Source organism: Thalassolituus sp. UBA2009, assembly GCF_002335285.1.
In the GTDB taxonomy this organism is placed as follows: domain Bacteria; phylum Pseudomonadota; class Gammaproteobacteria; order Pseudomonadales; family Oceanobacteraceae; genus Venatoribacter; species Venatoribacter alkanivorans.
The window spans coordinates 5,988-31,192 of record NZ_DDCJ01000080.1; the positions used below are offsets into that span (position 1 = coordinate 5,988).

Below are 25,205 nucleotides of genomic sequence, written 5' to 3' on the forward strand. Positions count from 1 at the left end.
CGGACCATGCCTGCTGAAACAAATCGTAGGAGCGGGCCATGCCCGCGAAGCGCTCAAATAAATCGTAGGAGCGGCATTTTGCCGCGATAAATCGTAGGAGCGGGCCATTCCTGCCGTAATAAATCGCAGAAGCGGACCATGCCTGCTGAAACAAATCGTAGGAGCGGGCCATGCCCGCGAAGCGCTCAAATAAACCGTAGGAGCGGCATTTTGCCGCGATAAATTGCCGGAGCAGCATCTTTGCTGCGACCATGAGGAATCAACATGAAAATCGCCATTGCCGGAACCGGTTACGTCGGTCTTTCCAATGCCATGTTACTGGCACAACACAACGAAGTGGTTGCCGTTGATATTATTGCCGAAAAAGTTGAGATGCTTAACAACAAGCAATCTCCCATAGTCGATGCTGAGATCGAAGATTTTCTGCAGAACAAACAACTCAACTTCCGTGCAACACTGGATAAAGAAGAAGCCTACGCAGGGGCGGAGTTTGTAATAATTGCCACGCCGACCGATTACGACCCTCAAACTAACTACTTTAATACCAAAAGCGTTGAATCGGTTATTAAAGATGTAATGGCGATTAATCCTGATGCAGTTATGGTTGTTAAATCTACAATCCCGGTAGGTTACACCAAGCGCCTCAAAGAAGAATTAGATTGTGAAAATCTGATCTTCTCTCCGGAGTTTCTGCGCGAAGGCAAGGCACTGTACGATAACCTCTACCCATCGCGGATTATTGTGGGTGAGCAAAGCAAGCGCGCAGAAACCTTTGCAGGCTTGCTGAAGCAAGGAGCGGTTAAGCAGGATATCCCGGTATTGTTTACCGACAGTACCGAAGCCGAAGCAGTAAAATTGTTCTCCAACACTTACCTGGCATTACGGGTTGCTTACTTCAACGAGCTCGACACCTATGCCGAAACCCATGGCCTGGATGCGAAACAGATTATTCAGGGTGTAGGCCTCGACCCGCGTATTGGCAACCACTACAACAACCCATCCTTTGGATACGGTGGTTACTGCCTACCGAAAGATACCAAACAGTTGCTGGCCAACTTTGATGATGTACCTAACAACATTATCCGCGCCATTGTAGACTCCAATACCACCCGTAAAGACTTTGTTGCCGACTCGATTCTGCGCCGTAATCCGAAAGTGGTTGGCATTTATCGCCTGGTAATGAAAACCGGCTCAGACAACTTCCGCGCTTCGGCTATTCAGGGCGTAATGAAGCGTATTAAAGCCAAGGGTATCGAAGTGGTGGTGTATGAGCCGGTACTGGAAGAAAAAGAATTCTTCCACTCACGGGTGATTAATGATCTGGAAGAGTTTAAGAAAATTTCTGATGTGATTGTCGCCAACCGGCCTTCAGCCGAGCTGGAAGATGTGGTGGGTAAAGTATATACCCGTGATTTGTTTGGTAGTGATTAGAGCAGGTACGGCTCATCGCTACGATGACGTAAATTGCGTAGGAGCGACATTTATGTCGCGATAATTTGTAAGGGCTACCCTTTCAGATACTCAGTATTGGTGGGTCCTAAAACTCATAAATAAACATTTCAGCAAGGAATCCTGAATGCTGTCACACGAAAACGCCAAAATTGCCATCATCGGCTTAGGGTATGTTGGCCTGCCACTGGCCGTAGAATTCGGCAAGCACCGTGAAGTGCTGGGATTTGATATTAATCAGGACCGTATTGCGGAACTGCAATCGGGTAAAGATTCAACCTTAGAAGTCGAGTCAGAGAATCTGGTAGCAGCAAAACAACTCAGCTACAGTTGCGACATCGAAGATTTAAAAAGCTGTACTATTTTCATTGTTACAGTGCCAACCCCGGTCGATCAGGTTAACCGTCCGGATTTAACTCCATTGCAGAAAGCCAGCCACACTGTAGGTACGGTGCTGAAGAAAGGCGACATTGTTATTTATGAATCCACCGTATATCCCGGTGCGACTGAAGAAGTCTGTGTTCCTGTATTGGAGAAAGTCTCTGGTCTGATATTTAACGTCGACTTTTTTGCTGGTTACAGCCCCGAACGTATTAATCCGGGTGATAAAGTAAACACCCTGACCAAAATCAAAAAAATCACCAGCGGCAGCACGCCAGAAATTGCTACTGTGGTCGATAGCTTATACGCCAGTATCATCACCGCCGGTACCCACAAAGCTACCAATATTAAAGTAGCTGAAGCTGCCAAAGTAATTGAAAACACTCAGCGCGATCTCAACATCGCCTTGGTAAACGAGCTGTCCGTTATTTTTGACCGTATTGGTATTGACACCGTGGATGTTCTGGAAGCTGCAGGCAGTAAGTGGAATTTCTTACCATTCCGCCCTGGTTTGGTAGGTGGCCACTGTATTGGTGTAGACCCTTACTACTTAACCCATAAAGCTGAAGAAGTGGGTTATCACCCGCAGGTCATTCTTGCGGGGCGTCGTATTAATGACAATATGGCACGCTACGTTGCCCGTAACACTATTAAACACATGCTGAAAAATGGCATTGATGTACCCCGTGCCAAAGTGGGCGTTTTGGGTATTACCTTCAAAGAAAACTGCCCGGATATCCGCAACAGCAAAGTAGCCGATTTAATTAAAGAATTCCAGGCTTGGGGTGCCGAAGTAATAGTGGCAGACCCATGGGCCGATGCTGAAGAAGTTAAACACGAATACGGTGTAGAGCTGGGCACTATTGATGCAAATAATCCGGTAGACAGCCTGGTGGTGGCGGTTGGTCACCATGAGTTCCGTGAGTTGACCTCAGAACAGCTGCGTAGCTTTGTTCGCACTGACAAACCAGTACTGGCTGATGTGAAAAGCCTGTACGAACGTGATGATGTAGCCGCTGCCGGCTTCACCGTATTCCGCCTGTAATTCCGGATAGTAAAAATATGAAAAAGTTTGCTCTGATTGGTGCTGCAGGTTATATCGCACCACGCCATCTTAAAGCGATTAAAGAAACCGGTAACGATCTGGTTGTGGCCATGGACATTAACGATTCCGTCGGCATTATGGATAGCCACTTCCCGGAAGCCGAGTTCTTTACCGAATTTGAACAGTTTTCAGGCTTTGTAGAAGACCTGAAGCAGAAAGGTGAAAAGTTAGACTACCTTGCTATCTGTTCGCCCAACTACCTGCACTTACCGCATATGAAGTTTGCTCTGCAAAATTGCATCGACGTTATTTGTGAAAAGCCGCTGGTACTCCATACCGAAGACCTGGATACCCTGAAGCGTTATGAACAGCAATACGGCGCTAAGGTAAACTCTATTCTTCAGTTGCGCTTGCATCCTTCTATCATCGCCCTGCGCGACAAAGTAGCGGCAGCCCCTGCTGACAAAGTGTTTGATGTGAACCTTACTTACTTAACCTCACGGGGCAAGTGGTACTTAAAAAGCTGGAAAGGCTTTGACGAAAAGTCTGGTGGTGTGGCCACCAATATTGGCGTGCATTTCTACGACATGCTGCACTTCATCTTCGGTAAAATTTTGCACAACGAAGTGCATTACCGCGATGAAAAAACATCGTGCGGTTTCCTGCGCTACGAACGTGCCAATGTGCGTTGGTTCTTGTCGATTGATGCCAACCACCTGCCCGACAATGCCGTTCAGGGGGAAAAACTCACCTACCGCAGCATTGATATTGAAGGCGAAGAACTAGAGTTCTCTGGCGGCTTTACCGACCTGCACACCCAAAGTTACCAGCGTATTTTGGCCGGCCAGGGCTATGGCGTAGAAGATAATCGTGCTGCCATTGAAACCGTGGCGGAAATGCGTAATGCCCCAATCGTAAACAACCCAGCCAACGCCCATCCCCTGTTGGCGAAGGTAAAAGGCGCGCAAGCATGAGCTATTACAAACATGAAAGCGCCATAGTAGATGGTGGCGCTCAAATTGGTGAAGGCAGTCGTGTATGGCATTTCGTGCATGTATGCGGTGGGGCAAAAATTGGAAAGGGCGTATCGCTGGGCCAAAACGTATTCATAGGCAACAAAGTAACCATTGGCGACCAGTGCAAAATTCAGAATAACGTATCGGTATACGATAACGTACACTTGGAAGAGGGCGTATTCTGTGGCCCCAGCATGGTGTTCACTAATGTGTACAACCCTCGCTCACTCATCGAACGCAAAGACCAGTACCGCGATACCTTGGTAAAAAAAGGCGCCACACTCGGTGCCAACTGCACCATTGTGTGTGGCGTTACCATTGGCGAATATGCCTTTGTGGGCGCCGGTGCCGTTGTTAACAAAGACGTGCCCGCTTATGCCTTAATGGTGGGTGTACCTGCCAAGCAGAAAGGCTGGATGAGCGAATTTGGTGAGCAGTTAGACTTGCCACCACAAGGTAATGCCGAAGTAACCTGCCCGCATACCGGTGCAAAATACACACTCAACGGCACCCAATTAACCAAAACAGAAGTGTAGGAACGACATTCCTGTCGGAGTAACCACTGTTTGTAGGAGCGACATTTCTGTCGCGAAAATATTTTTTGTGGAAGCGGGCCATGCCCGCGACAAAACCAAATAACACTATTTCGTAGGAGCGACATTTTTGTCGCGATAATAACCATGCAGTTCATCGACCTTGCCGCCCAACAGGCCCGCATCAAAGACAAAATCGACGCCAATATTCAAAAGGTACTGGCTCACGGCCAATACATTCTCGGCCCCGAAGTAACCGAACTGGAAGAAAAACTTGCTGCTTTCACCGGTGCTAAGCACTGCATTACCGTAGCCAACGGCACCGACGCCCTGCAAATTGCTCAAATGGCCTTTGGTCTTGGCCCCGGCGACGAAGTAATTACCCCTGGATTTACCTACATAGCCACCGCAGAAACCGTAGCCCTGTTAGGGGCCAAGCCCGTGTATGTAGACATTTGCCCGAAAACCTACAATTTAGACCCAACTAAACTAGAAGCTGCTATTACCCCAAAAACCAAAGCCATTATCCCGGTAAGCCTGTACGGCCAATGTGCCGATTTCGATACCATTAATGCCATTGCCAATAAATACGGTATTCCGGTCATCGAAGATGCAGCCCAAAGCTTTGGGGCCAGCTACAAAGGTAAAAAGTCCTGTAACTTAACCACGGTTGCCTGTACCAGCTTTTTCCCCAGTAAGCCATTAGGCTGCTACGGCGATGGCGGTGCCATCTTCACTAACGACGATGAGCTGGCTGTTGTTCTGCGCCAAATTGCTCGTCACGGGCAAGATCGCCGTTACCACCACATTCGGGTAGGCGTAAATAGCCGGTTAGATACCCTGCAAGCCGCTATTTTGTTGCCAAAGTTGGAAATATTTGCAGAAGAAATTCAACTGCGTAACCAAGTGGCTAGCAATTACACTAGGTTATTGAACGAGGCTGGGGTTGATACAACGCCGTTCATTGAAGAACATAACATCAGCGCCTGGGCTCAATATACTATTCAGGTTGAACACCGCGCTGTGGTACAGGCCAAACTGCAAGAGCAGGGTATTCCCACTGCCGTACACTATCCAATACCGCTTAACAAACAACCTGCAGTAGCCGACAGTAGCGCAAGCCTGCCTATTGGCGATGCAGTTGCAGAGAAAGTGATGAGTTTACCGATGCATCCATATCTAACGGTACATGATGTAGATGCAATAGTTAAAAAAATCATATCTCGCTAAGATGAAAGAGAAATTCAAGCTTCTTATTAGTAATAGAATAGTCAAAAATATTGGGGTTTTGACTGGTGGCACGGCAATAGCACAGGTTATTGCCATTGCAGTGCTACCAGTTTTAACTAGAATTTATACTCCAAACGATTTTGAGATATTCGCTCTATTTATATCAATACTGTCGATATTTGGGGTGGCAGCGTGCTTAAGGATTGAAGTTGCAATCCCAATGCCAGAATCTAAAAAAACTGCTATTGCACTTGTTTTATTGTCCATTGGTAGTGCGGTATTAGTAACATTTCTTTCTTTTCTTTTGATTTTGGTTTTATATGATTCGTTAGTGTTGGCAAGCGATGGAAAGCTGGATTCTTATATATGGCTATTACCTGTATGTATTTTTTTGGTAGGTTTATACTCGGCGTTTCAGTACTGGGCTACAAGGCAAAAAGAGTTTTTTCATATTTCTAAAACCCGTATTGCACAATCTGTCTCTGGCTCTGGTGTGCAGGTTGGTTTTGGTGTTTTGAGTCAGCATGGCTCAGCCTTTGGTTTAATAATTGGTCATGTGATTCAACTGAGTGCTGGCGTTATAACCTTAGGATTAAGGTTTTATAGAGATGGTAGGGACTACTTTCACCAAATTACTACAGGATTTCTTGTTAAAACATTTAAAGAGTATATAAGATTTCCAAAATACTCTGTGCTTGAGTCTTTAGCTAATACTTCTGGATTATATTTCGCAATTGTTCTAATGGCGATTTATGCAATTGATGCGGAAGCAGGCTTTATCTTTTTAGCTATAAAGCTATTATCAGCACCACTAAGTATGCTGGGCGGTTCTGTTGCTCAAGTTTACTTGTCTGAAGCGCCAAAACGGAAAGAAAATGGTGAGCTGAAAGTATTCACATTTAGCACAATAAAAAATCTTTTTTTTGTAGGTTTCTTCCCACTTCTTTTAGTCGGACTTCTATCACCATATTTGATCCCGTATGTATTTGGTGCTGATTGGGAAAGGACTGGCATTTTAATTTCATGGATGATTCCATGGTTTCTGCTTCAATTTGTTGTATCGCCAGTTTCAATGGTCTTGCATTTGCAAAATAAGTCATCAGTTGCCTTATGGCTTCAGATTTTTGGTCTGGTACTTCGCGTTGGTTCTGTGGCTTTTGCTTTCTTATTCTTTCCTTTATTTGTTGGTGAAATATTTGCTTTATCTGGATTTGTGTTTTATCTGGTTTATCTTGCTGGTGTTTTTCTTGCTTTTGAATGTGATAGATGAATTTTGCTTTCTTGTTAAATGTATTGGATTTGTATGCTGAGTGTTGATAAAATTATTTCTATTGTAGTGTTTTTTGCTATATTTCCTGCTTTTCTTGCATATAATTTATTGTTGTCGCTTTTTTCGGTTCCTCCGTTTTTAGGGGGGTATTTTACTTTGGTAACTGCTGTGTTACTCCCGTTGTTGTTATACAGAAATAAGATTTTTTCATATGATTTTCTTTTCATTTTCATGCTTTGTTTTTTTTTCATTAGTGCACTGATCAACCATTTTTTCGGCTCTAGTGGTCAGTACTCTGAGGCTTTGTTTCACTGGTCGTTGGTGAGTATTTTTAATGTTTTTTTCTTGTTTCTTTTCTTTAAGAAGATAGATCTGTTGATGTATTCAAAAAATTATTTTTTCGTTGTGTTGTTTGTGTTGGTTTATTGTTGTGTAATCTTGTTAAATTTGAGTGATGGAAATCAATTTAATCCTCGGAGATACAATGAGAATGTTAGTACGTACCTTGTTTTTTCATTTCTATTTGTAGTGCCTGTGTCCATTATTATGGCTAAGACATATCTGAAAAGCTTTGCTTTTTGGAATTTATTTCTAACTGTTTTTTTATTTTTTTTCTATTTGTTGGGATCGAGGTCTGTTGTATTTTTCTATCTTTTGGCAGTTATTGCTACATTGTTATATTTTAATGGGCTTAGTGTAAAGATATGGCTTGGTATTTTGTTGCTTCTTGTTGTTATTATTCTAGGAAGTATTTTCTTTAGTGATTTTTTGACTGATAATCGTGTTGCTAAAATGAGTTTAACTGATTTGAGTGTTAAAAATAGATTGTTGTATTTGGTTTTCGCAGTTGAAGAAATTTTGAAGTCGCCATTTTGGGGTAGTTATGGTGCCTATGCTATTGAATTTGATGATGTAGCTACTTATCCGCATAACTTGATTTTGGCGTGGTTAAATAATGGTGTATTGGGTTTCGTGATCTATTTGGGTGTTGTTCTGTATCCATTATTCTTTTATGTTGGTAATCGCCGATCCTTGCTTGATGTGTCAAGAAAATTTGACTCTTTTCTTGTATTGTTGTTTTTTTCGTTCTTAATGTATTTTTTTACTTTAATAAAGGTTGTTATTTCGGATCATTATTTAACTTTGTATTTGGGCCTTGCTTTGGGTTCATTTAGTTGCGTTGCATATAGGTATAGAACGCTTAAATAGTTTTATCTGTTCAAATTTTTTGAGTTAGTTTCTGTTTTCTAGCTTGCTCATTTATATTATTCTCATATTTTTTAACCTTAAAGAGTTATTTTGCAATAATGAAAATTCTTACAATTATAGGTGCGAGGCCGCAATTCATTAAAGCCAGTGTGGTTTCTCGTGCTATTCAACAAACCACCGGCATCGAAGAAATTATGTTGCATACTGGCCAGCACTTTGATGCCAATATGTCGGATATCTTTTTTAATCAGCTGAATATACCGCGCCCGCACATTCAGTTAGATATTCATGGTGGTAACCACGGTGAAATGACTGGGCGAATGCTTACAGAAATTGAGCAAGCTTTGTTAACCCATAAACCAGATCGCGTGTTGGTGTATGGCGATACTAATTCTACGTTGGCGGGTGCGCTTGCAGCAGCAAAACTGCATATTCCCGTGGCGCACGTTGAAGCGGGTCTGCGCAGCTTCAATATGCTGATGCCGGAAGAGATTAATCGTATTCTTACCGATCAGATCAGTGATTTGCTGTTTTGCCCAACCGATACTGCAGTAAATAACCTGAATAACGAAGGCTTTGCCAGCAAGCCTGTTCAGGTATTGCAGGTGGGTGACGTAATGCAGGATTCTGCCTTGCTGTTTGCAGAAAAAGCAGCAGCCCCCGCTGGTGATCTGCCTGACGGTTTTATTCTGGCTACCCTGCACCGTGCGGAAAATACCGACAATCCGCAGCGCCTGGCGGCTATTGTTAGTGCTTTGAATACACTCCACAAAACGGTGGCCCCCGTTGTATTGCCGCTTCACCCGCGTACTCGCAAGCTTATTGCGCAGCATGGGATTGAGTTAAGTGTTCATTTAACTGACCCGGTTGGCTACTTTGAAATGGTGTGGTTGTTAGACCACTGTAGCCTGGTACTTACCGACAGTGGCGGCGTGCAGAAAGAGGCGTTTTTCTTTGGTAAGGCCTGCGTAACAATGCGCGATCAAACCGAATGGGTGGAGCTTATTGAAGCGGGTGCTAATGAGCTAGTTGGTGCCGATACCGCTAAGATTATTGACGCCGCTACGCTTAATGTCGGTCGAAAAGTTCAAGATACTAACAATCTATATGGTGGTGGCAAAGCAGCTCAGCGGATTGTTGATGTACTTTTAAATAGTTGAATATTTTATGAAAAAAGTTGTTCATTTTTCGTCAGTTCATGGCCGTTATGATATTCGTGTTTTTTTAAAAGAATGCGTTACCTTGGCAAACAATGGCTATGATGTTACTTATGTTATCTCAGATGGCTTGGGCGATGAAGTAAAGGATGGGGTTAAAATAGTTGACTTGGGGCTTCCAGAGTACCGGCGCCTTAAAAGAATGTTTTTAAAAACATTCAGTATTTATAAATACTTGCTAAGTCTTGATGCTGATGTATTCCATTTTCATGATCCAGAGCTTATTCCTTATGGATTGCTTTTAAAGAGGAATAAGCCTAATTCAGTAGTGATTTTTGATTCGCATGAAAATTATGCTGATGATATCTCTGAAAAAGTCTATATCCCATCAATTTTAAGAAGGTTTGTTTCTTCAGTTTATAAGTTTTTTGAACATCAGGCTGTTATGCGATTTGATGCAATAATATCTGCAACACCTTCTATTGATGCTCATTTCAAAAAGCAAAATGCTTTAGGTGTAGATATTAATAATTACCCATTTTTAAGTGAGTTCTCAAATTCTAATGTGGAACTTGAGAAGAAATATGATGTTGTTTATATAGGTGCTATATCTGAAATTCGTGGAGTTCATTTTCTGGTTGATTCTTTATCAATGGGTGGTAAGAAATCATTAGCAATAGCGGGTACTTTTGCTAATGCGGAGATAGAAGAGCGGGTGAAAAAGAGTGCCGGATGGGATTCTGTTACTTATTTTGGTCAGGTAGGTCGTAAAGAAATCGCAAGTCTGTTGGCGAGTAGTAAGGTAGCAGCAGTCACTTTTTTACCCGCGCCTAATCATGTTGAATCCCAACCTAATAAAATGTTTGAGTATATGAGTGCTTCGTTACCAGTGATTGGATCTAACTTCCCATTGTGGAAAGAGATTATTGAAGGTAATAATTGTGGCGTTTGTGTTAATCCATCTTCTCCGGCTGAGATATCTTCTACTTTAGATAGCCTGCTTTGTGATCATCAGAGGCTGAAGTCTATGGCTGATAATGCACGCGTTGCAATTCAAGAAAAGTATAATTGGGAGGCAGAGAGCATTAAGTTACTGTCTTTTTACCGGAATCTTTTTGCTGATGTTAGATAATGCCATGCCTTTAGTTAGTGTGATTATGCCTTGTTATAACCATGAGGCTTATGTGGAACGGGCAATTCTTAGTGTTCTTGAACAAACTTATAAGAATATTGAGTTGATTGTTATCGATGATGGCTCAAAAGACAATAGTTGCGAAGTTATTCGTAGGCTTTCCGAAAATTATAGTTTTACTTTTGTTGAGCAAGAGAATTCCGGTGTTTGTAAGACGTTAAATCGAGGTGTTTTCGAGTTTTCAAAGGGCAGTTATATTGCAGTATTAGCTTCTGATGATTATTGGGCGCTTGATAAAATAGAGAAGCAAATGTCATTGATTTTGGCGGCTGAAGGTTCCGATTTTTGTTACACCCAGGCATTGGAATTTGATTCGGACTCTGGTGAGCAATTACGTGTATTTCCAAAAAAACCTAAGGTTGGGAAAGTGCTGAATAATGTGTTTGTTAGTCAGCATATTCCAGCAGGTTCAATTCTGTTCAGCAGCCGCTTATTTCATGAGATGAATGGTTTTGACGAATCGCTTAGAGAAGAAGACTGGGATTTTGTTATACGTGCTGCTAGTCTGACTAATTTTGTAGCTGTTTCTGAGCCGTTGTTTTATTACCGATCACATCGTGGAAATACAATGAAAACTCGCTCGCGGAGAAGTATATTTCACGACAAAGCTAAAATTTTGGCTAAAAACTATATGCTGGTATCGCCACTGATTTGGTTATTTTCTGTGGTTTTGCATTTTACCTATGACCATTTGATTTATTACTGCAAAAGTAGATGAGGACTTGTGCTTGAAGATTCTGATAACTGGTGGCGCAGGCTTTATTGGCTCTGCAGTCGTTCGCCACATTATTAACGACACCAATGACTCAGTCGTAAACCTCGACAAGCTGACTTACGCAGGTAACTTAGAAAACCTGGCAGAAGTTAGCAAGAGCAAACGCTACATTTTTGAACAAGTGGATATCTGCAACCGTGCGGAATTAGACCGAGTATTTACCCAACATCAGCCGGATGCCGTTATGCACCTGGCCGCCGAAAGTCATGTAGACCGTTCGATCGACGGACCGGCAGCCTTTATCGAAACCAACATCGTTGGTACTTACACCCTGCTGGAAGCCGCCCGTAATTACTGGCAGCAACTGGAAGAACCCCGCAAAGCAGCCTTTCGTTTCCACCACATCAGCACCGACGAAGTATACGGCGATCTGCCACATCCGGATGATTTGGAAAGCGATGTCCCTGTGGGAGCGGGCCATGTCCGCGACAATGGTACTAAGTTACCGTTGTTCACAGAAAGCACCTCATACGCCCCCAGCAGCCCTTACTCAGCCAGCAAAGCCAGCTCCGATCATTTAGTGCGTGCTTGGCGCCGTACCTATGGCTTACCAACTTTAGTTACCAATTGCTCTAACAACTATGGCCCTTATCACTTTCCGGAAAAACTGATTCCGCACGTTATTTTGAACGCTCTTCATGGCAAACCCCTGCCCATCTACGGCAAAGGCGACCAGATTCGCGATTGGCTGTATGTAGAAGACCACGCCCGTGCGTTGCACCGAGTAATTACGAAGGGTGAAGTAGGCGAAACCTACAATATTGGCGGCCACAACGAAAAACGTAATATTGAAGTGGTGCAGACTATCTGCACCATTCTGGATGATTTAGTAGCAGATAAAGCGCCAGATGGTGGATATGCAACATTGATCACCTATGTAAAAGACCGCCCTGGCCACGACCGCCGCTACGCCATCGACGCCAGCAGAATTGCCGATGAACTGGGCTGGCAACCAGAAGAAACCTTTGAAACCGGCTTACGTAAAACCGTAGAGTGGTATTTAAACAATGAACAATGGTGGCAGCGTGTACTCAACGGCGACTACCAACTAGCACGTTTAGGAAACAAATAATGAAAGGCATCATCCTCGCTGGCGGCTCTGGCACCCGTTTGTACCCCATCACTATGGGCGTATCCAAACAACTGCTGCCGATTTACGACAAACCCATGATCTACTACCCGCTGTCGGTACTGATGCTGGCCGGTATCCGCGACATCCTCATTATTACCACACCGGAAGATCAGCCTGCGTTTGAACGCCTGCTGCAAGACGGCAGCCAGTTTGGTGTAAACCTGTGCTACGCCATACAGCCAAGCCCCGATGGCCTAGCTCAAGCTTTCATTATTGGCGAGGAATTTATCGGGACTGACGATGTATGTTTGGTACTGGGCGACAACATCTACTACGGCCAGGGTTTTACCCCAAAACTGAAAGAAGCGGTTAAAAAAGCCAAAGAAGGTAAGGGCGCAACCGTATTTGGTTACCAGGTAAAAGATCCGGAACGTTTCGGTGTGGTGGAATTCGATTCCAACATGAAAGCCATTTCCATCGAAGAAAAGCCTAAACAGCCCAAGTCCCACTATGCAGTAACCGGCCTGTATTTTTACGATAATCGAGTCATTGAAATTGCCAAAAACGTAAAACCCAGCGACCGTGGCGAATTGGAAATTACCTGCGTTAATAACGCCTATCTGGATTTAAACGAACTGAACGTGGAACTGCTGGGCCGTGGCTTCGCGTGGTTAGATACCGGTACACATGAAAGCCTCCTAGAGGCCGCACAGTTTGTAGAAACACTGGAAAAGCGTCAGGGCTACAAAGTCGCTTGTCTTGAGGAAATTGCGTTTCACAACGGTTGGCTATCAAAAGAGAAACTCTTAGAAGGTGGCAAGTTGATGGCTAAGAACAGCTACGGTCAATACTTGCTGGAAGTGGCTGAGGGTAAGGTATGAAACTGATCCGCCTTATCGACCTTCCACCACTGGGGGATGAGCGTGGTTCCTTGGTTGCAATAGAAGCAAATAAGCACATCCCCTTTGAAGTGAAACGTGTGTATTACATTTTTGGCACTCAATCTGGTGTTTCTCGTGGGTTTCATGCGCACAAAAATTTGCATCAGCTTGCTGTTTGTGTAGCTGGTAAGTGCCGTATGTTGTTGGATGACGGTGTAAATAAAGAATCGGTATGGTTAGATTCACCGACAAAGGGCCTTCTGATTGGTAATAACGTGTGGCGGGAAATGCACGAATTCAGTAATGATTGTGTTTTATTGGTTTTAGCAAGTGAATACTATGATGAATCGGACTATATTCGAGATTACTCAGATTTTATAAGAGATAAGAAATGATTTTAGAGTCTAAAACAATTCGTATTCGTTATGTCGAAGAATCAGATGCGGAATTTATACTTAAGCTTAGACTTGATGAAAGGTACAATCAATTTTTATCAAGCGTTAATCCAGATTTTAAAGCCCAGAGGGATTGGATTAGGAAATATAAAGTTGACGAGGCTGATAATAAACAATTTTACTTTATTATCGAACGTCATGATGGCGTGCCTTGTGGTACTGTGCGTGTATATGATTTACAGGATGACTCATTTTGCTGGGGCAGTTGGATTCTTAATGAGGATAAAACACGCTATTCAGCCATTGAAAGTGCCTTTTTGGTATATGAATTTGGATTTGATGTCTTAGGGTTCACTCAATCTCATTTTGATGTGCGAAAAGGTAATGAAAAAGTGATTTCATTTCATGAGAAAATGGGGGCGTTAAAAACTCATGAGTCAGATGTCGATTATTTTTTTAAAATTTCAAAAGAAGCCGTCTTGTCAGCAAAAGAAAAACTAAAGGATAAGTTGTTGTGATCCCATTTTTAGATTTAAAAGCGATCAATGCTCAGTATCGCGACGAATTAGCTCAAGCTTGTGCTCGTGTTATTGATTCTGGCTGGTACATTCAAGGGGCAGAAGTTAAAGCATTCGAGCAAGAGTTTGCAGAATACTGCGGCACCAAACATTGCATCGGTGTAGCGAATGGCTTAGATGCCCTTATTCTGGTTCTGCGAGCCTGGAAAGAAATGGGCAAGCTAAAAGAAGGCGATGAGGTAATCGTTCCCGCCAATACCTATATCGCCAGCATTCTGGCCATCACCGAAAACCGGCTGAAGCCAGTACTGGTAGAACCAGATTCAGCTACATACAACATTAGCCCCGCAAGTATTCGTGCTGCTATCACAGACAAAACCAAAGCGATTCTAGCGGTTCATCTGTATGGCCAGCTTGCAGATATGCCGGAAATTATAAGCATTGCTAATGCACATAATTTGTTGGTACTGGAAGATTCTGCACAGGCACATGGTGCAGAAATCCATGGAAAAAGAGCAGGCAACTGGGGTATTGCCTCTGGTTTTAGCTTCTATCCGGGTAAAAATCTGGGTGCATTGGGTGACGCAGGTGCTGTAACAACTAATGATGATGAGCTTGCCGAAACGATCCGGGCACTGGGTAATTACGGCAGCCATAAAAAATACGAGAACTTATATCAGGGCGTAAACAGCCGGCTTGATGAAATTCAAGCTGCTATGCTGCGTGTAAAGTTGAGGTATCTTGATTCGGAGACGCAACGTCGCCGGGAAATTGCAACTGCTTATGCCGTTGGTATAAAAAATCCTTTGTTATTGTTGCCAGTTTCCTCAAAAGATGTTTCCAATGGTTTGGGAAATCATGTCTTTCACCTGTTTGTAGTTCGTTCTGCTCAGAGAGACTGTCTGCAACAATACTTATCGGGTGTTGGCATTCAGACTATGATTCATTACCCTATTCCACCTCATAATCAGAAGGCTTATTCAGAGGTTTTTAGTGGTCATTTTGCTACTACTAAGATCATCCATTCAGAAGTGTTAAGCTTACCTGTTAGTTCAGTTATGAGTGATTCTGATGTTGCTGCCGTCATTAGTGCTTGTAATTCTTACAGGGTGTGACCATGCCATTTAAATGTATAGATGTAACCTCCGCCCACCTTGATGATGTAGCCTCGATTCATGCTGCTAGTTATCCAGTTGATCATATTAGCGGTAGTATGGGGCGTGATCTTATTGTTAAGTACTACTCCGAATTCTTAACGGATGAAAATTCTTTCTTTGGTTGTGTACGAGAGGGGGTAGGCACTGATCTTATAGGCTTCGTTGTTTTTGGCAAAGGCTTGCCTGTGAGAATTCATAAATTCAAAAGAGAGAATCGCCTTAAGATAATTAAGTTCTTTCTTTCCAGGCCTGCAGTTTCCTTGAGATTTATATTGAAACGTCTCTCTGCAATTATTCAGAAATCTGATCGTTTTGATGAGGCTGAAAACCTTATACTTTCAATAGCCGTTAGTGGTGATTCCGCAGGTGCAGGGTCGTTCTTGATGGGTGCTGTTGATAGTTATTGTAATAGCAATGGTGTTGATAAGCTGGGTTTGTATGTCGCATGTTCAAATGTCAGAGCGCTAAATTTTTACTATAAAGTAGGTTTTAAAGCTCGGGCATTTGTTTCAGGCCAGTATTATATGGAAAAGAATTTTGAGGTTTCTCAATGAATGGTTTTCTTCCGTTTGCTTTGCCAGAGATTGGTGAAGAAGAAATTGCTGAGGTTGTTGATTCCTTGCGCTCTGGCTGGGTTACTACTGGCCCAAAGGCTAAAAAATTTGAAGAACAGTTTAGTGAGTTTTTAGGTGATGCTTCACTACAGTCCATCTCTGTAAACTCCGCTACTTCTGGGTTGCACCTGGCGCTGGAAGCGTTAGGGGTTGGCCCGGGGGATGAGGTCATTGTTCCTGATTACACCTTTACTGCTACTGCAGAGGTGGTACGCTATTTAGGTGCTACGCCTGTTTTTGTTGATGTTGATTCAGCAACCTTCAATATGTCTGCTGAATCCTTTGCTGCGGCCATTACCGATAAAACCAAGGCGGTGATGCCAGTTCATTTTGCTGGGCTGTCGTGCGATATGGATGCCATTATTGAAGTTGCTAAAACGCATGGTATTCGTATTGTTGAAGACGCGGCTCATGCATTGCCTACCCATTACAATGGTAGGCTGATTGGCACACTGGATTCTGACTTCACGGTATTCAGTTTTTATGCCAACAAAACCATGACTACTGGTGAAGGTGGTATGGTGGTAACCCGTGATGCAGAGCTTGCCAAGCGTTGTCGAATTATGCGCTTGCATGGCATAAGCCGGGATGCCTTTGATCGTTATACATCTACTAAGCCGGCTTGGTTTTATGAGATCGTTGCACCAGGCTTTAAGTACAATATGCCCGATATTGCAGCTGCCATTGGTATACATCAGTTAAAGCGTTTACCCGCATTTCAGCTGAAGCGTAATGACATGGCAGGGTTCTATAACCAGGAGTTTTCGGGGTTGCCTTTGGTACTACCTGCGTTACCTGGCAATGGTTCTGAGCATGCATGGCACTTGTACCCTGTTCGTCTTAAGGCTGAAGCAGGCATTACGCGGGACACGTTCATACAGAAAATGGCCGATGAAGGCATTGGTTGTTCGGTGCATTTTATTCCGTTGCATTTGCAGCCTTACTGGCGTGACACTTATTCTCTTACTCCTGAAATGTTCCCAAATGCGCATGCCGCTTATGAGATGGAAGTTTCTTTGCCTCTGTACACCAAGATGACGCACTCAGACCAACAGCGTGTTGTTAGTGCCGTTAAAAAGGTGCTTGGTTGTGATTAAGCGGCTTTTAGATGTGCTGGCATCTTTTTTCGGGTTGCTGATTCTTGCACCTTTTTTTGCCCTGATTGCAATATGGATTAAGTTGGATTCAGCTGGTCCTGTTTTTTTCAGGCAGAATCGAGTCGGTCGTTTTGGCGTGCCATTCAAAATCCATAAATTTCGTACCATGCGTGTGGATGCCGAAAAATCAGGTCGTTTGACGGTAGGAGCAGACTCACGCATTACTCGTTCAGGTCATTTTTTGCGTAAAACAAAAATTGATGAATTACCACAGTTGATCGACGTTCTTCTGGGGCGAATGAGCCTGGTCGGGCCGCGTCCAGAAGTTCAGGAGTATATTGACTGTTATCCTATTGATGTGCGGAAAAAGGTGTTGTCTGTAAGACCTGGTATTACAGACAAAGCTTCTATTGAAATGGTCGATGAAAACGAAATTCTCGCGAAATATAATGATTCAAGACAGGCATATATCGATATCATTTTGCCGATAAAGCAAACTTACTATTTAGAATATGTTGATTCGCAGAGTCTGTATCTTGATCTTAAATTGATTTTTCTGACTCTTAAAAAAATTATCACGCGCTGATTGTAGGCCTTTCAAAATCGGCTATGACAGGTTTCTATTCCCAGCACTCTAAAGACAGGATTTTCACAAAGAATTTATGGTTTATCTTGGTTTAGAAAACCCCAAAGATGCCGGCAATGTTGGCTCGGTTTTACGGGCACTGGGATGCTATCAGGCCGATGGTATCTTCTACACCGGCAGTCGTTATGACCGCGCAGTAAAGCACAGCACCGATACCCGCAATGTGGCGCAGATTGCGCAGATGGCGCATGTGGATAGTCTGCTCATTGCTAAAGACAGGCTGCCGGAGCATACCAGCCTGATTTGTGTTGAGCTGGTTATCGGGGCAACATCACTGCTTGAGTTTGAGCATCCTGAGAATGCCCTTTATGTGTTTGGCCCTGAAGATGGCAGTATTTCGCAGGATATTGTCAGAGCTGCCGATGAGGTGGTTTATATCCCTACGGTGGGTTGTATGAATCTGGCGGCAACGGTAAATGTTGTGCTGTATGACCGTTTGGCAAAGCTTGGGCCTGCTAAGGGAATTGAATCTGGGGATGAGCTGATAAAAAGCAGTCGGGACAACCGCAACAGGTTGCGGTTGTAGCAGTCGCTTATAGCCGCGTCAGGGGGCCGCATAATGGTAACAGACCCGCTGTTGGCAGGTAATCTCGGTCATATGGAACGCTCCTGCCGTTAATGGAAACGGAGGCGCCTCTGTTGTTCCGGGAATCCGGTATGTCGTTTATGCCAGCCTGCTCTGTGGCCGCGAACGTCTGCAGGCGTGTTAATATTGCGGCATACCGGAACGAAATTTATGAGGATACAGGTGTGATTCAGAATTTACTGGATGCTTTTTATACAGTTAAGCCAGACGCCTCTGTCGCGGCGCAGCGGGTTGCTTTTGGCACATCCGGGCACCGTGGTTCTGCACTAAAAAGCACCTTTAACGAATGGCATATCCTGAGCATTGCCCAGGCTGTGGCCGATTATCGTGCACAGGCCAATGTCAGTGGGCCACTGTTTCTGGGTCAGGATACGCATGCTCTGTCGCAGCCTGCCTGGGAAACTGCTTTGCAGGTGCTGGCTGCGAATAATATTGATGTATGTATTGCTGCGGGCGGTGAGGTTACAGCAACGCCTCTGGTCAGCCGTGCCATTCTTAGTTTTAACGCCTCTGAGCCGGCAGGGTTGGCTGATGGACTGATTATTACACCGTCACATAATCCGCCGGAAGATGGCGGTATTAAATACAACACGCCCGATGGTGGCCCGGCCGACAGTGATGTTACGGGCTGGATTGAGCAGCGTGCCAACGAATATCTGCAAAATAATTGTCAGGCAGTAAAACAGGTTGCTTTGGCAGTGGCTCTGCAGCAAGCGCATGAGTACGATTTTATCGGTCAGTATATTGGGCAGTTGGGGCAGGTCGTCGATATGCAGGCGATCCGTAACAGTGGGCTGAAGCTGGGTGTTGATCCGATGGGCGGCACTGCGCTGCCGGTGTGGCAGGCTCTGGCAGCAGATAAAGCGCTGAATACCAGCGTGGTTAATCAGCAGGTTGATCCGGCATTTAGCTTTATGCCTCCGGATCACGATGGCCGTATCCGGATGGATTGTTCCAGCACTGCGGCTATGGCGAATTTGCTGAATATCCGGCAGCAGTTTGATATTGCCTTTGGTAACGACCCGGATGCCGATCGTCATGGTATTGTCGATTCTGCAGGCTTAATGAATCCGAATCATTTCCTGTGCGTATGTGTCGATTATTTATTAACCCATCGTCCACATTGGCCAGCCACTCTTAAAGTGGGTAAAACCCTGGTTACCAGCTCCATGATGGACCGCGTGGTACAGGCGAATAACCGTGAATTGTACGAGGTGCCAGTCGGGTTTAAATGGTTTGTACCAGGGTTGTTTAATGCTGAGCTGGCATTCGGTGGAGAAGAGAGCGCCGGTGCCAGCTTTTTAACCCTGAATGGCAAACCATGGTCTACCGATAAAGACGGTATTGTATTGTGCCTGCTGGCCGCAGAAATTATGGCGGTAACGGGTCTGAAACCATCGGAATATTACGCCAGGCTGGTGCAGCAGCATGGTAATCCTGTTTATCGTCGCATCGATGCGCCAGCAACCCCGGCACAGAAAGCGGCTTTTAAACAGCTGACAGCTGACCGCATTCAGGCTTCACAGCTTGCTGGTTCTGACATTACCGCGGTACATACCCGTGCGCCAGGTAACGGGGCAGCTATTGGCGGAATTAAGGTGTGTACAGAGCAGGGCTGGTTTGCGGCACGTCCGAGCGGGACGGAAGATATTTATAAAATTTATGCAGAAAGTTTTGTCGGTGAGGAGCACTTAGGACAGTTGATTAATGAAGCGCAGAGTTTGCTGAGCGCGGTGCTCTGACAGGAGTTTCGCTGTTTTAAAATCACCTGGCTCCCACGCTCTGCGTACATCTGGCTCCCACGCTCTGCGTGGTAGCCCTTGCGGGCACAGTTGCATTCACACACGGAATGTAGGAGTTGCATTCCCACGCGGAGCGTGGGAACGAGAAAGGAACGGGAAAAGGTAACATCTGGCTCCCACGCTCTGCGTGGTAGTCTTTGTGGGTACAGTTGCATTCACACACGGAGTGTAGGAGTTGCGTTCCCACGCGGAGCGTCACCTGGCTCCCACGCTCTGCGTGGTAGCCCTTGCGGGTACAGTTTCACTCCCACGCGGAGCGTAGGAACGAGAAAAAGCAAAATGCTCGCAACAGAGCGGGCACACCCGGCTCCCACGTTCTACGTGTTAGCCTTTGCGGGCACAGTTGCATTCACACACGGAGTGTAGGAGTTGCATTCCCACGCGGAGCCTGGGAACGAGAAAGAAGGAACGGGAAAAGGTAACATCTGGCTCCCACGCTCTGCGTGGTAGCCCCTGCTTGTACAGTGCATTCATACATGGAGCGTAGGAGTTGCATTCCCACGCGGAGCGTGGGAACGAGAAATAGAGTCTTTCAGAATACCCGCTTTGCGGGTATTGTTTTTTATTTGCATGCTTCGGCTCCGCCATTTTTGAAAATGTTCATCAAAGGGCGGGTATTATCGGAACATTTTAGTGGCTTACTTTTGATGCATTCAGTACCCAGTCTGGGCACTCGCCTTGTTTATTGTAAGCGGCTGGGGCTTCAAGTAGCAGATTGATAACCTCTTCGACTTTAAAGTCGTGACAGGCTTTGTCCAGGCGATTCAGCAAGTTGTGTGTCTCGGGCCAGGATAGGTGTACTTCGTTTGCTGTCATAATTCGTGGATGATCAGTGCCCTCCACATTGTCGCCAATTAGCAGCTCTTCATAGAGTTTTTCGCCTGGGCGTAAGCCGGTAAATTGAAGCTCTATATCGCCATGAGGGTTCTGGTCGGTCTTTTCGGTCAGCCCTGAGAGGCGAATCATTTTCTTGGCTAGGCTGGTAATTTTTACTGGTTCACCCATATCCAATACGAACACATCACCACCTTTGCCCATGGCGCCTGCCTGAATAACCAATTGTGAGGCTTCGGGTATAGTCATAAAATAACGAATAATGTCGGGGTGGGTAACGGTAATCGGGCCGCCATCTTTAATTTGTTTGCGGAACAAAGGCACAACCGAACCGGATGAGCCCAGCACGTTGCCAAAACGCACCATGCAGAACAGGGTATCACTCTGACGGTTTGCCAGTGCTTGCAAAACAAGTTCCGCCATACGCTTAGAAGCCCCCATTACATTGGTGGGGCGAACGGCTTTATCGGTAGAGATTAATACAAAGCGCTCTACGCCGGCAGCTATCGCCGCTTCAGCACAATACCAGGTACCAAATACATTGTTACGCACTCCTTCAACTACGTTATGTTCAACCATAGGCACGTGTTTATATGCTGCAGCGTGGTAGATGGTTTGTACGCAGAAGGTGCGGAAAATAGTTTCCAGGCGATTCTGCTTTTGTACTGAGCCGAGAATGGAAACAATGTCAGTAGCTAATTCATGGGCACTTTTCAGTTGTTGTAGTTCCTGCTCAATGGCATACAGGCTGTATTCGTTTAATTCAAACAGAATCAGTTGTTTTGGCTGTTGCAACAGGGCCTGTCGGCATAGCTCCGAGCCAATTGAGCCGCCTGCTCCGGTAACTAATACGACTTTATTGAGGATATTGTTTTGTAATAGCTCTATTCTGGGATTAACGCAATCCCGGCCTAGTAGGTCTTCGATTTCTACTTCACGAACTTCTTCTATACGTGCTTTACCACTGACGATATCGTTTACAGAGGGAGCGGTAAGAACCTCCAGCTTGCTTTCCGTTAGCTTTTCAATCAGCTGCTTACGTTCAGATATACTGGTTCGGCCGAGAGCCAGTAAAACTTTTCTAATATTATGATGCTCAATGATGTCTTCTATATTGTTGGCACCATAGACCTTGAGGCCATGAATATTCATATTTTGCTTTTTATTGTCGTCATCAATAAAAGCAAAGGGGCGATAGTGGTCACTGCCCGCTAGTGCTTTGGCTAATGCTACCCCCTGCTGCCCCGCACCATATATCAGAACCGGTTCACATTGACCTTTGCTTAATTGACCAACAATGCTGCGGATAAATAATCTGGGGGTCCCCAAAAGTGCGAAGGCTGTAAAAAAATAAATAATCAGACTGGAGCGGGGGAAGTTTGCATGAGTGAAGAATGAACTGCTTGCCAGTGCAATAGCAGAAATGGCAATACCCAGAGCCATGGTCGTAAACGCCTGACCGGCCATAAAGCGGACAACAGCACGATACAGGCCGAGTCTGACGAAGACAGCCAGCGTCAGAAGGGTTGTGATCAGCGCTGCGGAAATACCCGCGTTGTCTATTCTTGGAGTAATGGTTCCATAGCGCAGAGCCAGAGCCAAGTATATAGCCATAGGAATCGCTATAAGGTCATAGGATACAGAAATGAAGCGCTTTGTCGGGCGGGAGGCATTCAGCAGGAAATTAATCATGGGGCTGAAATTCATTTTATGGTGATTTCCCTGAAGTTTAACAATTTTTACCGCGTCTGTGCTGCAGCGGACTGTAAATTATAACGGTACTTTCAGGGTGCAATAGTCTTTATCTCATCCTGAGATTATGCGTGTGCATTAGGAAGGTAGTTACTGAAATGGCTCCCCGAGTTGGACTTGAACCAACGACCAATAGATTAACAGTCTACTGCTCTACCGACTGAGCTATCGGGGAACATCAGCAAGTGCGCGCATTATGCTGATGCAGATTTTCTCTGTCAAGCATCTGTTTGATTTTGTTGGCTTTTAATTTTTAGTGGTAAATTTTGAGGAGGCTGATTGCAGGACGATTAACAACTTCGGAGATGCTTTATCTGTCATAAATTTAAGGTATTCTTGGCGATCAGATTTCGCTTTAGTGCAATGGAGCTCGTATGAACCAGCAATACCCCGCTAATTCTGCGGTTACGACCCCTGTCGTCGGCCCGGACGATGAAATTAATTTGACGGACCTGTTCCGTAATATCTGGCGTCAGCGGGGACTGGTGATCGGAGTTGCCTTATTCGTGGGATTGGCTGTTGTGGCATTCCATTTTTCCAAGGCGTCATTTTCTGTATCACAACAGGTTGAATACCCCATTGCACTGACTTTCCTGAGCGACGGTAAATACCCGAACGGAACGGTATTCAGTCCCCGTGATATTATTGCCCCGGCGGTGATCAACGCACTTACTGCGCAGGGCAAGATTTCAGCATCGGCTGATACATTAGTGAATGCTCTTAATGTTTCTTATTCAAACTCACTCTTTCAGGCAAGCGAAGACAAGTTGAATGTGTTATTGGCTAACGCCAAAACACCGCAGGAAATACGTGCTGCTGCCGATACGGCTTTGACTGAACTGCACGATAAGTCCCATGGGTTTCTTACCCTCAGTCTGAATCTTCAGAGGTCTGGGCTTACTGTGGCGCAAGGTGCAGAGGTACTGGCTGATGTGGTGGACACATGGGCACAGCTGTCGATTGAGCGCGGCTTAACGAATGTCGACATTGACCGGCCTTTGGTTGCTTTCAGTGCGGCTGAAGGCATGAATCTGATTGACGTCTACGATGGTGCCACCACCTATCTGGAGGCGCTGCGTTCCGCAGTAGGTAAGTTGTCCAAAATGCCTGGTTCCGGCAGCATGGTTGTCGACGGGCGCACTCTGGATGATGTACGCCGCCAGTTGGTGATGCTGGAAGGCAGTGATATCGGCCCTTTACGTGAGTTTGCCTATTCAAATTCTTCTGAGCTGGCTGCTAAAGATCCGGCAATCATGGTACGTCTGTTTTCCCGTCAGCGTTTGTTGCGTCTGGAGCATGAGCGTTTAACTAAGTTGGTTGCATCCTACGATGCCGCACTGAATCAGCTGTCGAGCACCAGCACTCAGGACCTGAATAAAACTGCTGGCAGTAATGAATCTTCCGGGGCGCAGTTTGACCAGTCATTTTTAGACTCCCTGTTGGCGCTGGGTAATAAACTGGGTGGTGTAGAGATGCGTCAGGATTTATTCAAGCGCCGTACGGCTGCGACCGAAGAGTTGCTGGAACTTGAGAAAGAGATTGCGATTCTGGCGGGATCTGATGATAAGACCTATGGCAACCTGGATTCACAGTCAATTTTAAAGGCTGCTTTGGAAGGCGTTGAGACCAATCTGAACACAATCCAGCAGCAGCTCGATCATTTTATCGGAGCTTATCGCGAGCAGACATTACAAAGTGGTGGGCAATTGTTTGTGGCAGATGCTGCGCCGGTAGTGCGTGGTGGAAGCTTTCAGATGGGGCGGAAAATGGGGCTGCATCTGGCGCTGGGAATTATTCTGGGCGGAATGCTTGGGGTTATGCTGGCATTGATCCGGGCGGCTATGCTGTCTTCACGCGTAAAGGGTTAAGGCTGCACATCCTCAGGTGATGGATACAAAAAAGCCCGGCAATCTTGCCGGGCTTTTTTATGCCTGCTATCTGAGGGTCAGTCCTTCGCAATCCGGCTGAAGGTTGCCCCTTTCTGATCGCGATACTTGGCATTTTCACGCTTGTTATAAGGGCGCAGTGCCGGGCTTGAAAGCATCTCAAATGACATGGCGCAGATCACCATGCCCGGACGCAGCGCCAGAGGCAGCTTGCCGTTATTGTAGAACTCCAGCACGATCTGCCCCTGCCAACCCGGATCAATCCGTCCGGCAGTTACGTGCACCATCAGGCCGAGACGGGCGAGGGAGCTGCGGCCATCCAGCCAGCCGACCAGATCTTCGGGTACGCTGACCGATTCCAGCGTCGCGCCCAGTACCAGTTCACCCGGGTGAATAAACAAAGCCTCATCGGCTTCAATCTCGATCTCTTTACTCATAATACGGTTGATATCGCGTTCAAGCTGAATGCGGTCACCGGACAGATCGAGGTGGGTCACTGAGTTGTTGTTGAATACGCGGAAGCGGTGGTCGAGGCGCAGATCTACGCTGATGCCGGCAATGGCATCGCTGGCTGGCTGTGGATTGATAACAATGCTGCCATCGGCAATGCGCTGTTCAATATCGCCGTCGCTGAGTCGCATGCTGTGCTTCCTGTTGAGTGAAAAAGAGGGCGCAGTTTACCTGAAAAGCGCAGCAGCGCGAAGCGGG

25 protein-coding genes and 1 tRNA gene are annotated in these 25,205 nt (G+C 45.5%); 21 read left to right on the forward strand and 5 right to left on the reverse strand.

The genetic code is table 11. The features are described 5' to 3' along the window. The coding region (locus B3P58_RS09925; RefSeq protein WP_286717281.1) for a hypothetical protein at positions 1–253 on the reverse strand (253 nt) is incomplete at its 3' end. An 11-nt stretch (positions 254–264) separates the two neighbouring features. Between B3P58_RS09925 and B3P58_RS09930 the strand changes: the two genes are divergently transcribed. The 6 genes from B3P58_RS09930 to B3P58_RS09955 all read left to right on the forward strand — a co-directional run bounded on the left by B3P58_RS09930 (position 265) and on the right by B3P58_RS09955 (position 6,924). Further along, positions 265–1,431 carry a nucleotide sugar dehydrogenase gene (locus tag B3P58_RS09930; RefSeq protein WP_286717283.1) on the forward strand — a complete coding sequence of 389 codons (1,167 nt, stop codon included), beginning with the start codon at positions 265–267 and terminating at the stop codon, positions 1,429–1,431. 145 nt (positions 1,432–1,576) lie between these two features. Beyond that, on the forward strand, positions 1,577–2,875 hold the full coding sequence (gene tviB / locus B3P58_RS09935; RefSeq protein WP_286717284.1) for a Vi polysaccharide biosynthesis UDP-N-acetylglucosamine C-6 dehydrogenase TviB: 1,299 nt from the start codon (positions 1,577–1,579) through the stop codon (positions 2,873–2,875). 17 nt (positions 2,876–2,892) lie between these two features. Next, positions 2,893–3,849 (forward strand): Gfo/Idh/MocA family oxidoreductase, encoded by a 957-nt coding sequence (locus B3P58_RS09940; protein WP_286717286.1) that lies wholly within the window; start codon positions 2,893–2,895, stop codon positions 3,847–3,849. Next, positions 3,846–4,427, forward strand: a complete 582-nt coding sequence (gene wbpD, locus B3P58_RS09945; RefSeq protein ID WP_286717287.1) for a UDP-2-acetamido-3-amino-2,3-dideoxy-D-glucuronate N-acetyltransferase — start codon at positions 3,846–3,848, stop codon at positions 4,425–4,427. The genes B3P58_RS09940 and wbpD overlap by 4 nt, the downstream gene beginning before the upstream one ends. A gap of 144 nt (positions 4,428–4,571) precedes the next feature. Further along, positions 4,572–5,654 carry a DegT/DnrJ/EryC1/StrS family aminotransferase gene (locus B3P58_RS09950; protein ID WP_286717289.1) on the forward strand — a complete coding sequence of 361 codons (1,083 nt, stop codon included), beginning with the start codon at positions 4,572–4,574 and terminating at the stop codon, positions 5,652–5,654. Position 5,655: 1 nt separating this feature from the next. Then, positions 5,656–6,924 carry a lipopolysaccharide biosynthesis protein gene (locus B3P58_RS09955; RefSeq protein WP_286717290.1) on the forward strand — a complete coding sequence of 423 codons (1,269 nt, stop codon included), beginning with the start codon at positions 5,656–5,658 and terminating at the stop codon, positions 6,922–6,924. Between the two features lie 14 nt (positions 6,925–6,938). Here the strand turns inward: B3P58_RS09955 and B3P58_RS09960 are convergent, their stop codons facing one another. Continuing rightward, the gene (locus B3P58_RS09960) at positions 6,939–7,175 is read right to left on the reverse strand and encodes a hypothetical protein (protein WP_286717291.1); all 237 of its coding nucleotides are present in this window, start codon (positions 7,173–7,175) and stop codon (positions 6,939–6,941) included. Positions 7,176–7,470: 295 nt separating this feature from the next. Between B3P58_RS09960 and B3P58_RS09965 the strand changes: the two genes are divergently transcribed. The 14 genes from B3P58_RS09965 (at position 7,471) to pgm (ending at position 19,965) form a co-directional block, all read left to right on the forward strand. Continuing rightward, a complete protein-coding gene (locus tag B3P58_RS09965) occupies positions 7,471–8,133 on the forward strand; it encodes a hypothetical protein (RefSeq protein WP_286717292.1) in 663 nt (220 codons plus the stop codon). A gap of 98 nt (positions 8,134–8,231) precedes the next feature. After that, positions 8,232–9,293 (forward strand): non-hydrolyzing UDP-N-acetylglucosamine 2-epimerase, encoded by a 1,062-nt coding sequence (gene wecB / locus B3P58_RS09970; protein ID WP_286717294.1) that lies wholly within the window; start codon positions 8,232–8,234, stop codon positions 9,291–9,293. A gap of 7 nt (positions 9,294–9,300) precedes the next feature. Continuing rightward, entirely contained in the window at positions 9,301–10,422 is a 1,122-nt protein-coding gene (locus B3P58_RS09975) for a glycosyltransferase family 4 protein (protein ID WP_286717296.1), read from the forward strand. Beyond that, positions 10,412–11,200, forward strand: coding sequence for a glycosyltransferase family 2 protein (locus B3P58_RS09980; protein ID WP_286717330.1), 789 nt, complete (start codon positions 10,412–10,414; stop codon positions 11,198–11,200). The genes B3P58_RS09975 and B3P58_RS09980 overlap by 11 nt, the downstream gene beginning before the upstream one ends. Before the next feature lie 10 nt (positions 11,201–11,210). After that, positions 11,211–12,329 (forward strand): dTDP-glucose 4,6-dehydratase, encoded by a 1,119-nt coding sequence (rfbB, locus tag B3P58_RS09985; protein ID WP_286717297.1) that lies wholly within the window; start codon positions 11,211–11,213, stop codon positions 12,327–12,329. Beyond that, positions 12,329–13,210 carry a glucose-1-phosphate thymidylyltransferase RfbA gene (gene rfbA, locus B3P58_RS09990; protein WP_286717299.1) on the forward strand — a complete coding sequence of 294 codons (882 nt, stop codon included), beginning with the start codon at positions 12,329–12,331 and terminating at the stop codon, positions 13,208–13,210. Before rfbB ends, rfbA begins: the two co-directional genes overlap by 1 nt. After that, a complete protein-coding gene (locus B3P58_RS09995) occupies positions 13,207–13,605 on the forward strand; it encodes a sugar 3,4-ketoisomerase (protein WP_286717300.1) in 399 nt (132 codons plus the stop codon). Before rfbA ends, B3P58_RS09995 begins: the two co-directional genes overlap by 4 nt. Beyond that, positions 13,602–14,123 carry a GNAT family N-acetyltransferase gene (locus B3P58_RS10000; protein ID WP_286717301.1) on the forward strand — a complete coding sequence of 174 codons (522 nt, stop codon included), beginning with the start codon at positions 13,602–13,604 and terminating at the stop codon, positions 14,121–14,123. Before B3P58_RS09995 ends, B3P58_RS10000 begins: the two co-directional genes overlap by 4 nt. Continuing rightward, on the forward strand, positions 14,120–15,238 hold the full coding sequence (locus B3P58_RS10005; RefSeq protein ID WP_286717303.1) for a DegT/DnrJ/EryC1/StrS family aminotransferase: 1,119 nt from the start codon (positions 14,120–14,122) through the stop codon (positions 15,236–15,238). Before B3P58_RS10000 ends, B3P58_RS10005 begins: the two co-directional genes overlap by 4 nt. A 2-nt stretch (positions 15,239–15,240) precedes the next feature. Then, positions 15,241–15,834: a GNAT family N-acetyltransferase gene (locus B3P58_RS10010; protein WP_286717305.1), complete on the forward strand. Its 594-nt coding sequence runs from the start codon at positions 15,241–15,243 to the stop codon at positions 15,832–15,834. Beyond that, entirely contained in the window at positions 15,831–16,991 is a 1,161-nt protein-coding gene (locus B3P58_RS10015) for a DegT/DnrJ/EryC1/StrS family aminotransferase (RefSeq protein WP_286717307.1), read from the forward strand. Before B3P58_RS10010 ends, B3P58_RS10015 begins: the two co-directional genes overlap by 4 nt. Next, the gene (locus tag B3P58_RS10020; RefSeq protein ID WP_286717308.1) at positions 16,984–17,577 is read left to right on the forward strand and encodes a sugar transferase; all 594 of its coding nucleotides are present in this window, start codon (positions 16,984–16,986) and stop codon (positions 17,575–17,577) included. The genes B3P58_RS10015 and B3P58_RS10020 overlap by 8 nt, the downstream gene beginning before the upstream one ends. A 76-nt stretch (positions 17,578–17,653) precedes the next feature. Beyond that, entirely contained in the window at positions 17,654–18,163 is a 510-nt protein-coding gene (locus B3P58_RS10025; RefSeq protein WP_286717309.1) for an RNA methyltransferase, read from the forward strand. Between the two features lie 140 nt (positions 18,164–18,303). Continuing rightward, complete coding sequence (gene pgm, locus B3P58_RS10030) at positions 18,304–19,965, forward strand: phosphoglucomutase (alpha-D-glucose-1,6-bisphosphate-dependent) (RefSeq protein WP_286717332.1); 1,662 nt, start codon at positions 18,304–18,306, stop codon at positions 19,963–19,965. A gap of 690 nt (positions 19,966–20,655) precedes the next feature. On the opposite strand, the gene B3P58_RS10035 is transcribed toward pgm, so the two are convergent. Both B3P58_RS10035 and B3P58_RS10040 read right to left on the reverse strand, forming a co-directional pair. Then, entirely contained in the window at positions 20,656–22,551 is a 1,896-nt protein-coding gene (locus B3P58_RS10035) for a polysaccharide biosynthesis protein (protein ID WP_286717310.1), read from the reverse strand. 159 nt (positions 22,552–22,710) lie between these two features. Further along, positions 22,711–22,786 (reverse strand) — tRNA-Asn (locus B3P58_RS10040). A gap of 199 nt (positions 22,787–22,985) precedes the next feature. Between B3P58_RS10040 and B3P58_RS10045 the strand changes: the two genes are divergently transcribed. Beyond that, positions 22,986–24,479 (forward strand): hypothetical protein, encoded by a 1,494-nt coding sequence (locus B3P58_RS10045; protein ID WP_286717311.1) that lies wholly within the window; start codon positions 22,986–22,988, stop codon positions 24,477–24,479. A gap of 77 nt (positions 24,480–24,556) precedes the next feature. Here the strand turns inward: B3P58_RS10045 and dcd are convergent, their stop codons facing one another. Continuing rightward, complete coding sequence (gene dcd, locus B3P58_RS10050) at positions 24,557–25,138, reverse strand: dCTP deaminase (RefSeq protein WP_286717313.1); 582 nt, start codon at positions 25,136–25,138, stop codon at positions 24,557–24,559. Between the last annotated feature and the right edge of the window lie 67 nt (positions 25,139–25,205).

What these genes read in the sequence shown, in the direction of transcription:
- B3P58_RS09930 (WP_286717283.1), top strand. Translation starts at nt 265, where the DNA reads ATGAAAATCGCCATTGCCGGAACCGGTTACGTCGGTCTTTCCAATGCC.
- tviB (WP_286717284.1), top strand. Translation starts at nt 1,577, where the DNA reads ATGCTGTCACACGAAAACGCCAAAATTGCCATCATCGGCTTAGGGTAT.
- B3P58_RS09940 (WP_286717286.1), top strand. Translation starts at nt 2,893, where the DNA reads ATGAAAAAGTTTGCTCTGATTGGTGCTGCAGGTTATATCGCACCACGC.
- wbpD (WP_286717287.1), top strand. Translation starts at nt 3,846, where the DNA reads ATGAGCTATTACAAACATGAAAGCGCCATAGTAGATGGTGGCGCTCAA.
- B3P58_RS09950 (WP_286717289.1), top strand. Translation starts at nt 4,572, where the DNA reads ATGCAGTTCATCGACCTTGCCGCCCAACAGGCCCGCATCAAAGACAAA.
- B3P58_RS09955 (WP_286717290.1), top strand. Translation starts at nt 5,656, where the DNA reads ATGAAAGAGAAATTCAAGCTTCTTATTAGTAATAGAATAGTCAAAAAT.
- B3P58_RS09960 (WP_286717291.1), bottom strand. Translation starts at nt 7,175, where the DNA reads ATGAAAAAAAAACAAAGCATGAAAATGAAAAGAAAATCATATGAAAAA.
- B3P58_RS09965 (WP_286717292.1), top strand. Translation starts at nt 7,471, where the DNA reads ATGGCTAAGACATATCTGAAAAGCTTTGCTTTTTGGAATTTATTTCTA.
- wecB (WP_286717294.1), top strand. Translation starts at nt 8,232, where the DNA reads ATGAAAATTCTTACAATTATAGGTGCGAGGCCGCAATTCATTAAAGCC.
- B3P58_RS09975 (WP_286717296.1), top strand. Translation starts at nt 9,301, where the DNA reads ATGAAAAAAGTTGTTCATTTTTCGTCAGTTCATGGCCGTTATGATATT.
- B3P58_RS09980 (WP_286717330.1), top strand. Translation starts at nt 10,412, where the DNA reads ATGTTAGATAATGCCATGCCTTTAGTTAGTGTGATTATGCCTTGTTAT.
- rfbA (WP_286717299.1), top strand. Translation starts at nt 12,329, where the DNA reads ATGAAAGGCATCATCCTCGCTGGCGGCTCTGGCACCCGTTTGTACCCC.
- B3P58_RS09995 (WP_286717300.1), top strand. Translation starts at nt 13,207, where the DNA reads ATGAAACTGATCCGCCTTATCGACCTTCCACCACTGGGGGATGAGCGT.
- B3P58_RS10000 (WP_286717301.1), top strand. Translation starts at nt 13,602, where the DNA reads ATGATTTTAGAGTCTAAAACAATTCGTATTCGTTATGTCGAAGAATCA.
- B3P58_RS10010 (WP_286717305.1), top strand. Translation starts at nt 15,241, where the DNA reads ATGCCATTTAAATGTATAGATGTAACCTCCGCCCACCTTGATGATGTA.
- B3P58_RS10015 (WP_286717307.1), top strand. Translation starts at nt 15,831, where the DNA reads ATGAATGGTTTTCTTCCGTTTGCTTTGCCAGAGATTGGTGAAGAAGAA.
- B3P58_RS10025 (WP_286717309.1), top strand. Translation starts at nt 17,654, where the DNA reads ATGGTTTATCTTGGTTTAGAAAACCCCAAAGATGCCGGCAATGTTGGC.
- pgm (WP_286717332.1), top strand. Translation starts at nt 18,304, where the DNA reads ATGCCAGCCTGCTCTGTGGCCGCGAACGTCTGCAGGCGTGTTAATATT.
- B3P58_RS10035 (WP_286717310.1), bottom strand. Translation starts at nt 22,551, where the DNA reads ATGATTAATTTCCTGCTGAATGCCTCCCGCCCGACAAAGCGCTTCATT.
- B3P58_RS10045 (WP_286717311.1), top strand. Translation starts at nt 22,986, where the DNA reads ATGAACCAGCAATACCCCGCTAATTCTGCGGTTACGACCCCTGTCGTC.
- dcd (WP_286717313.1), bottom strand. Translation starts at nt 25,138, where the DNA reads ATGCGACTCAGCGACGGCGATATTGAACAGCGCATTGCCGATGGCAGC.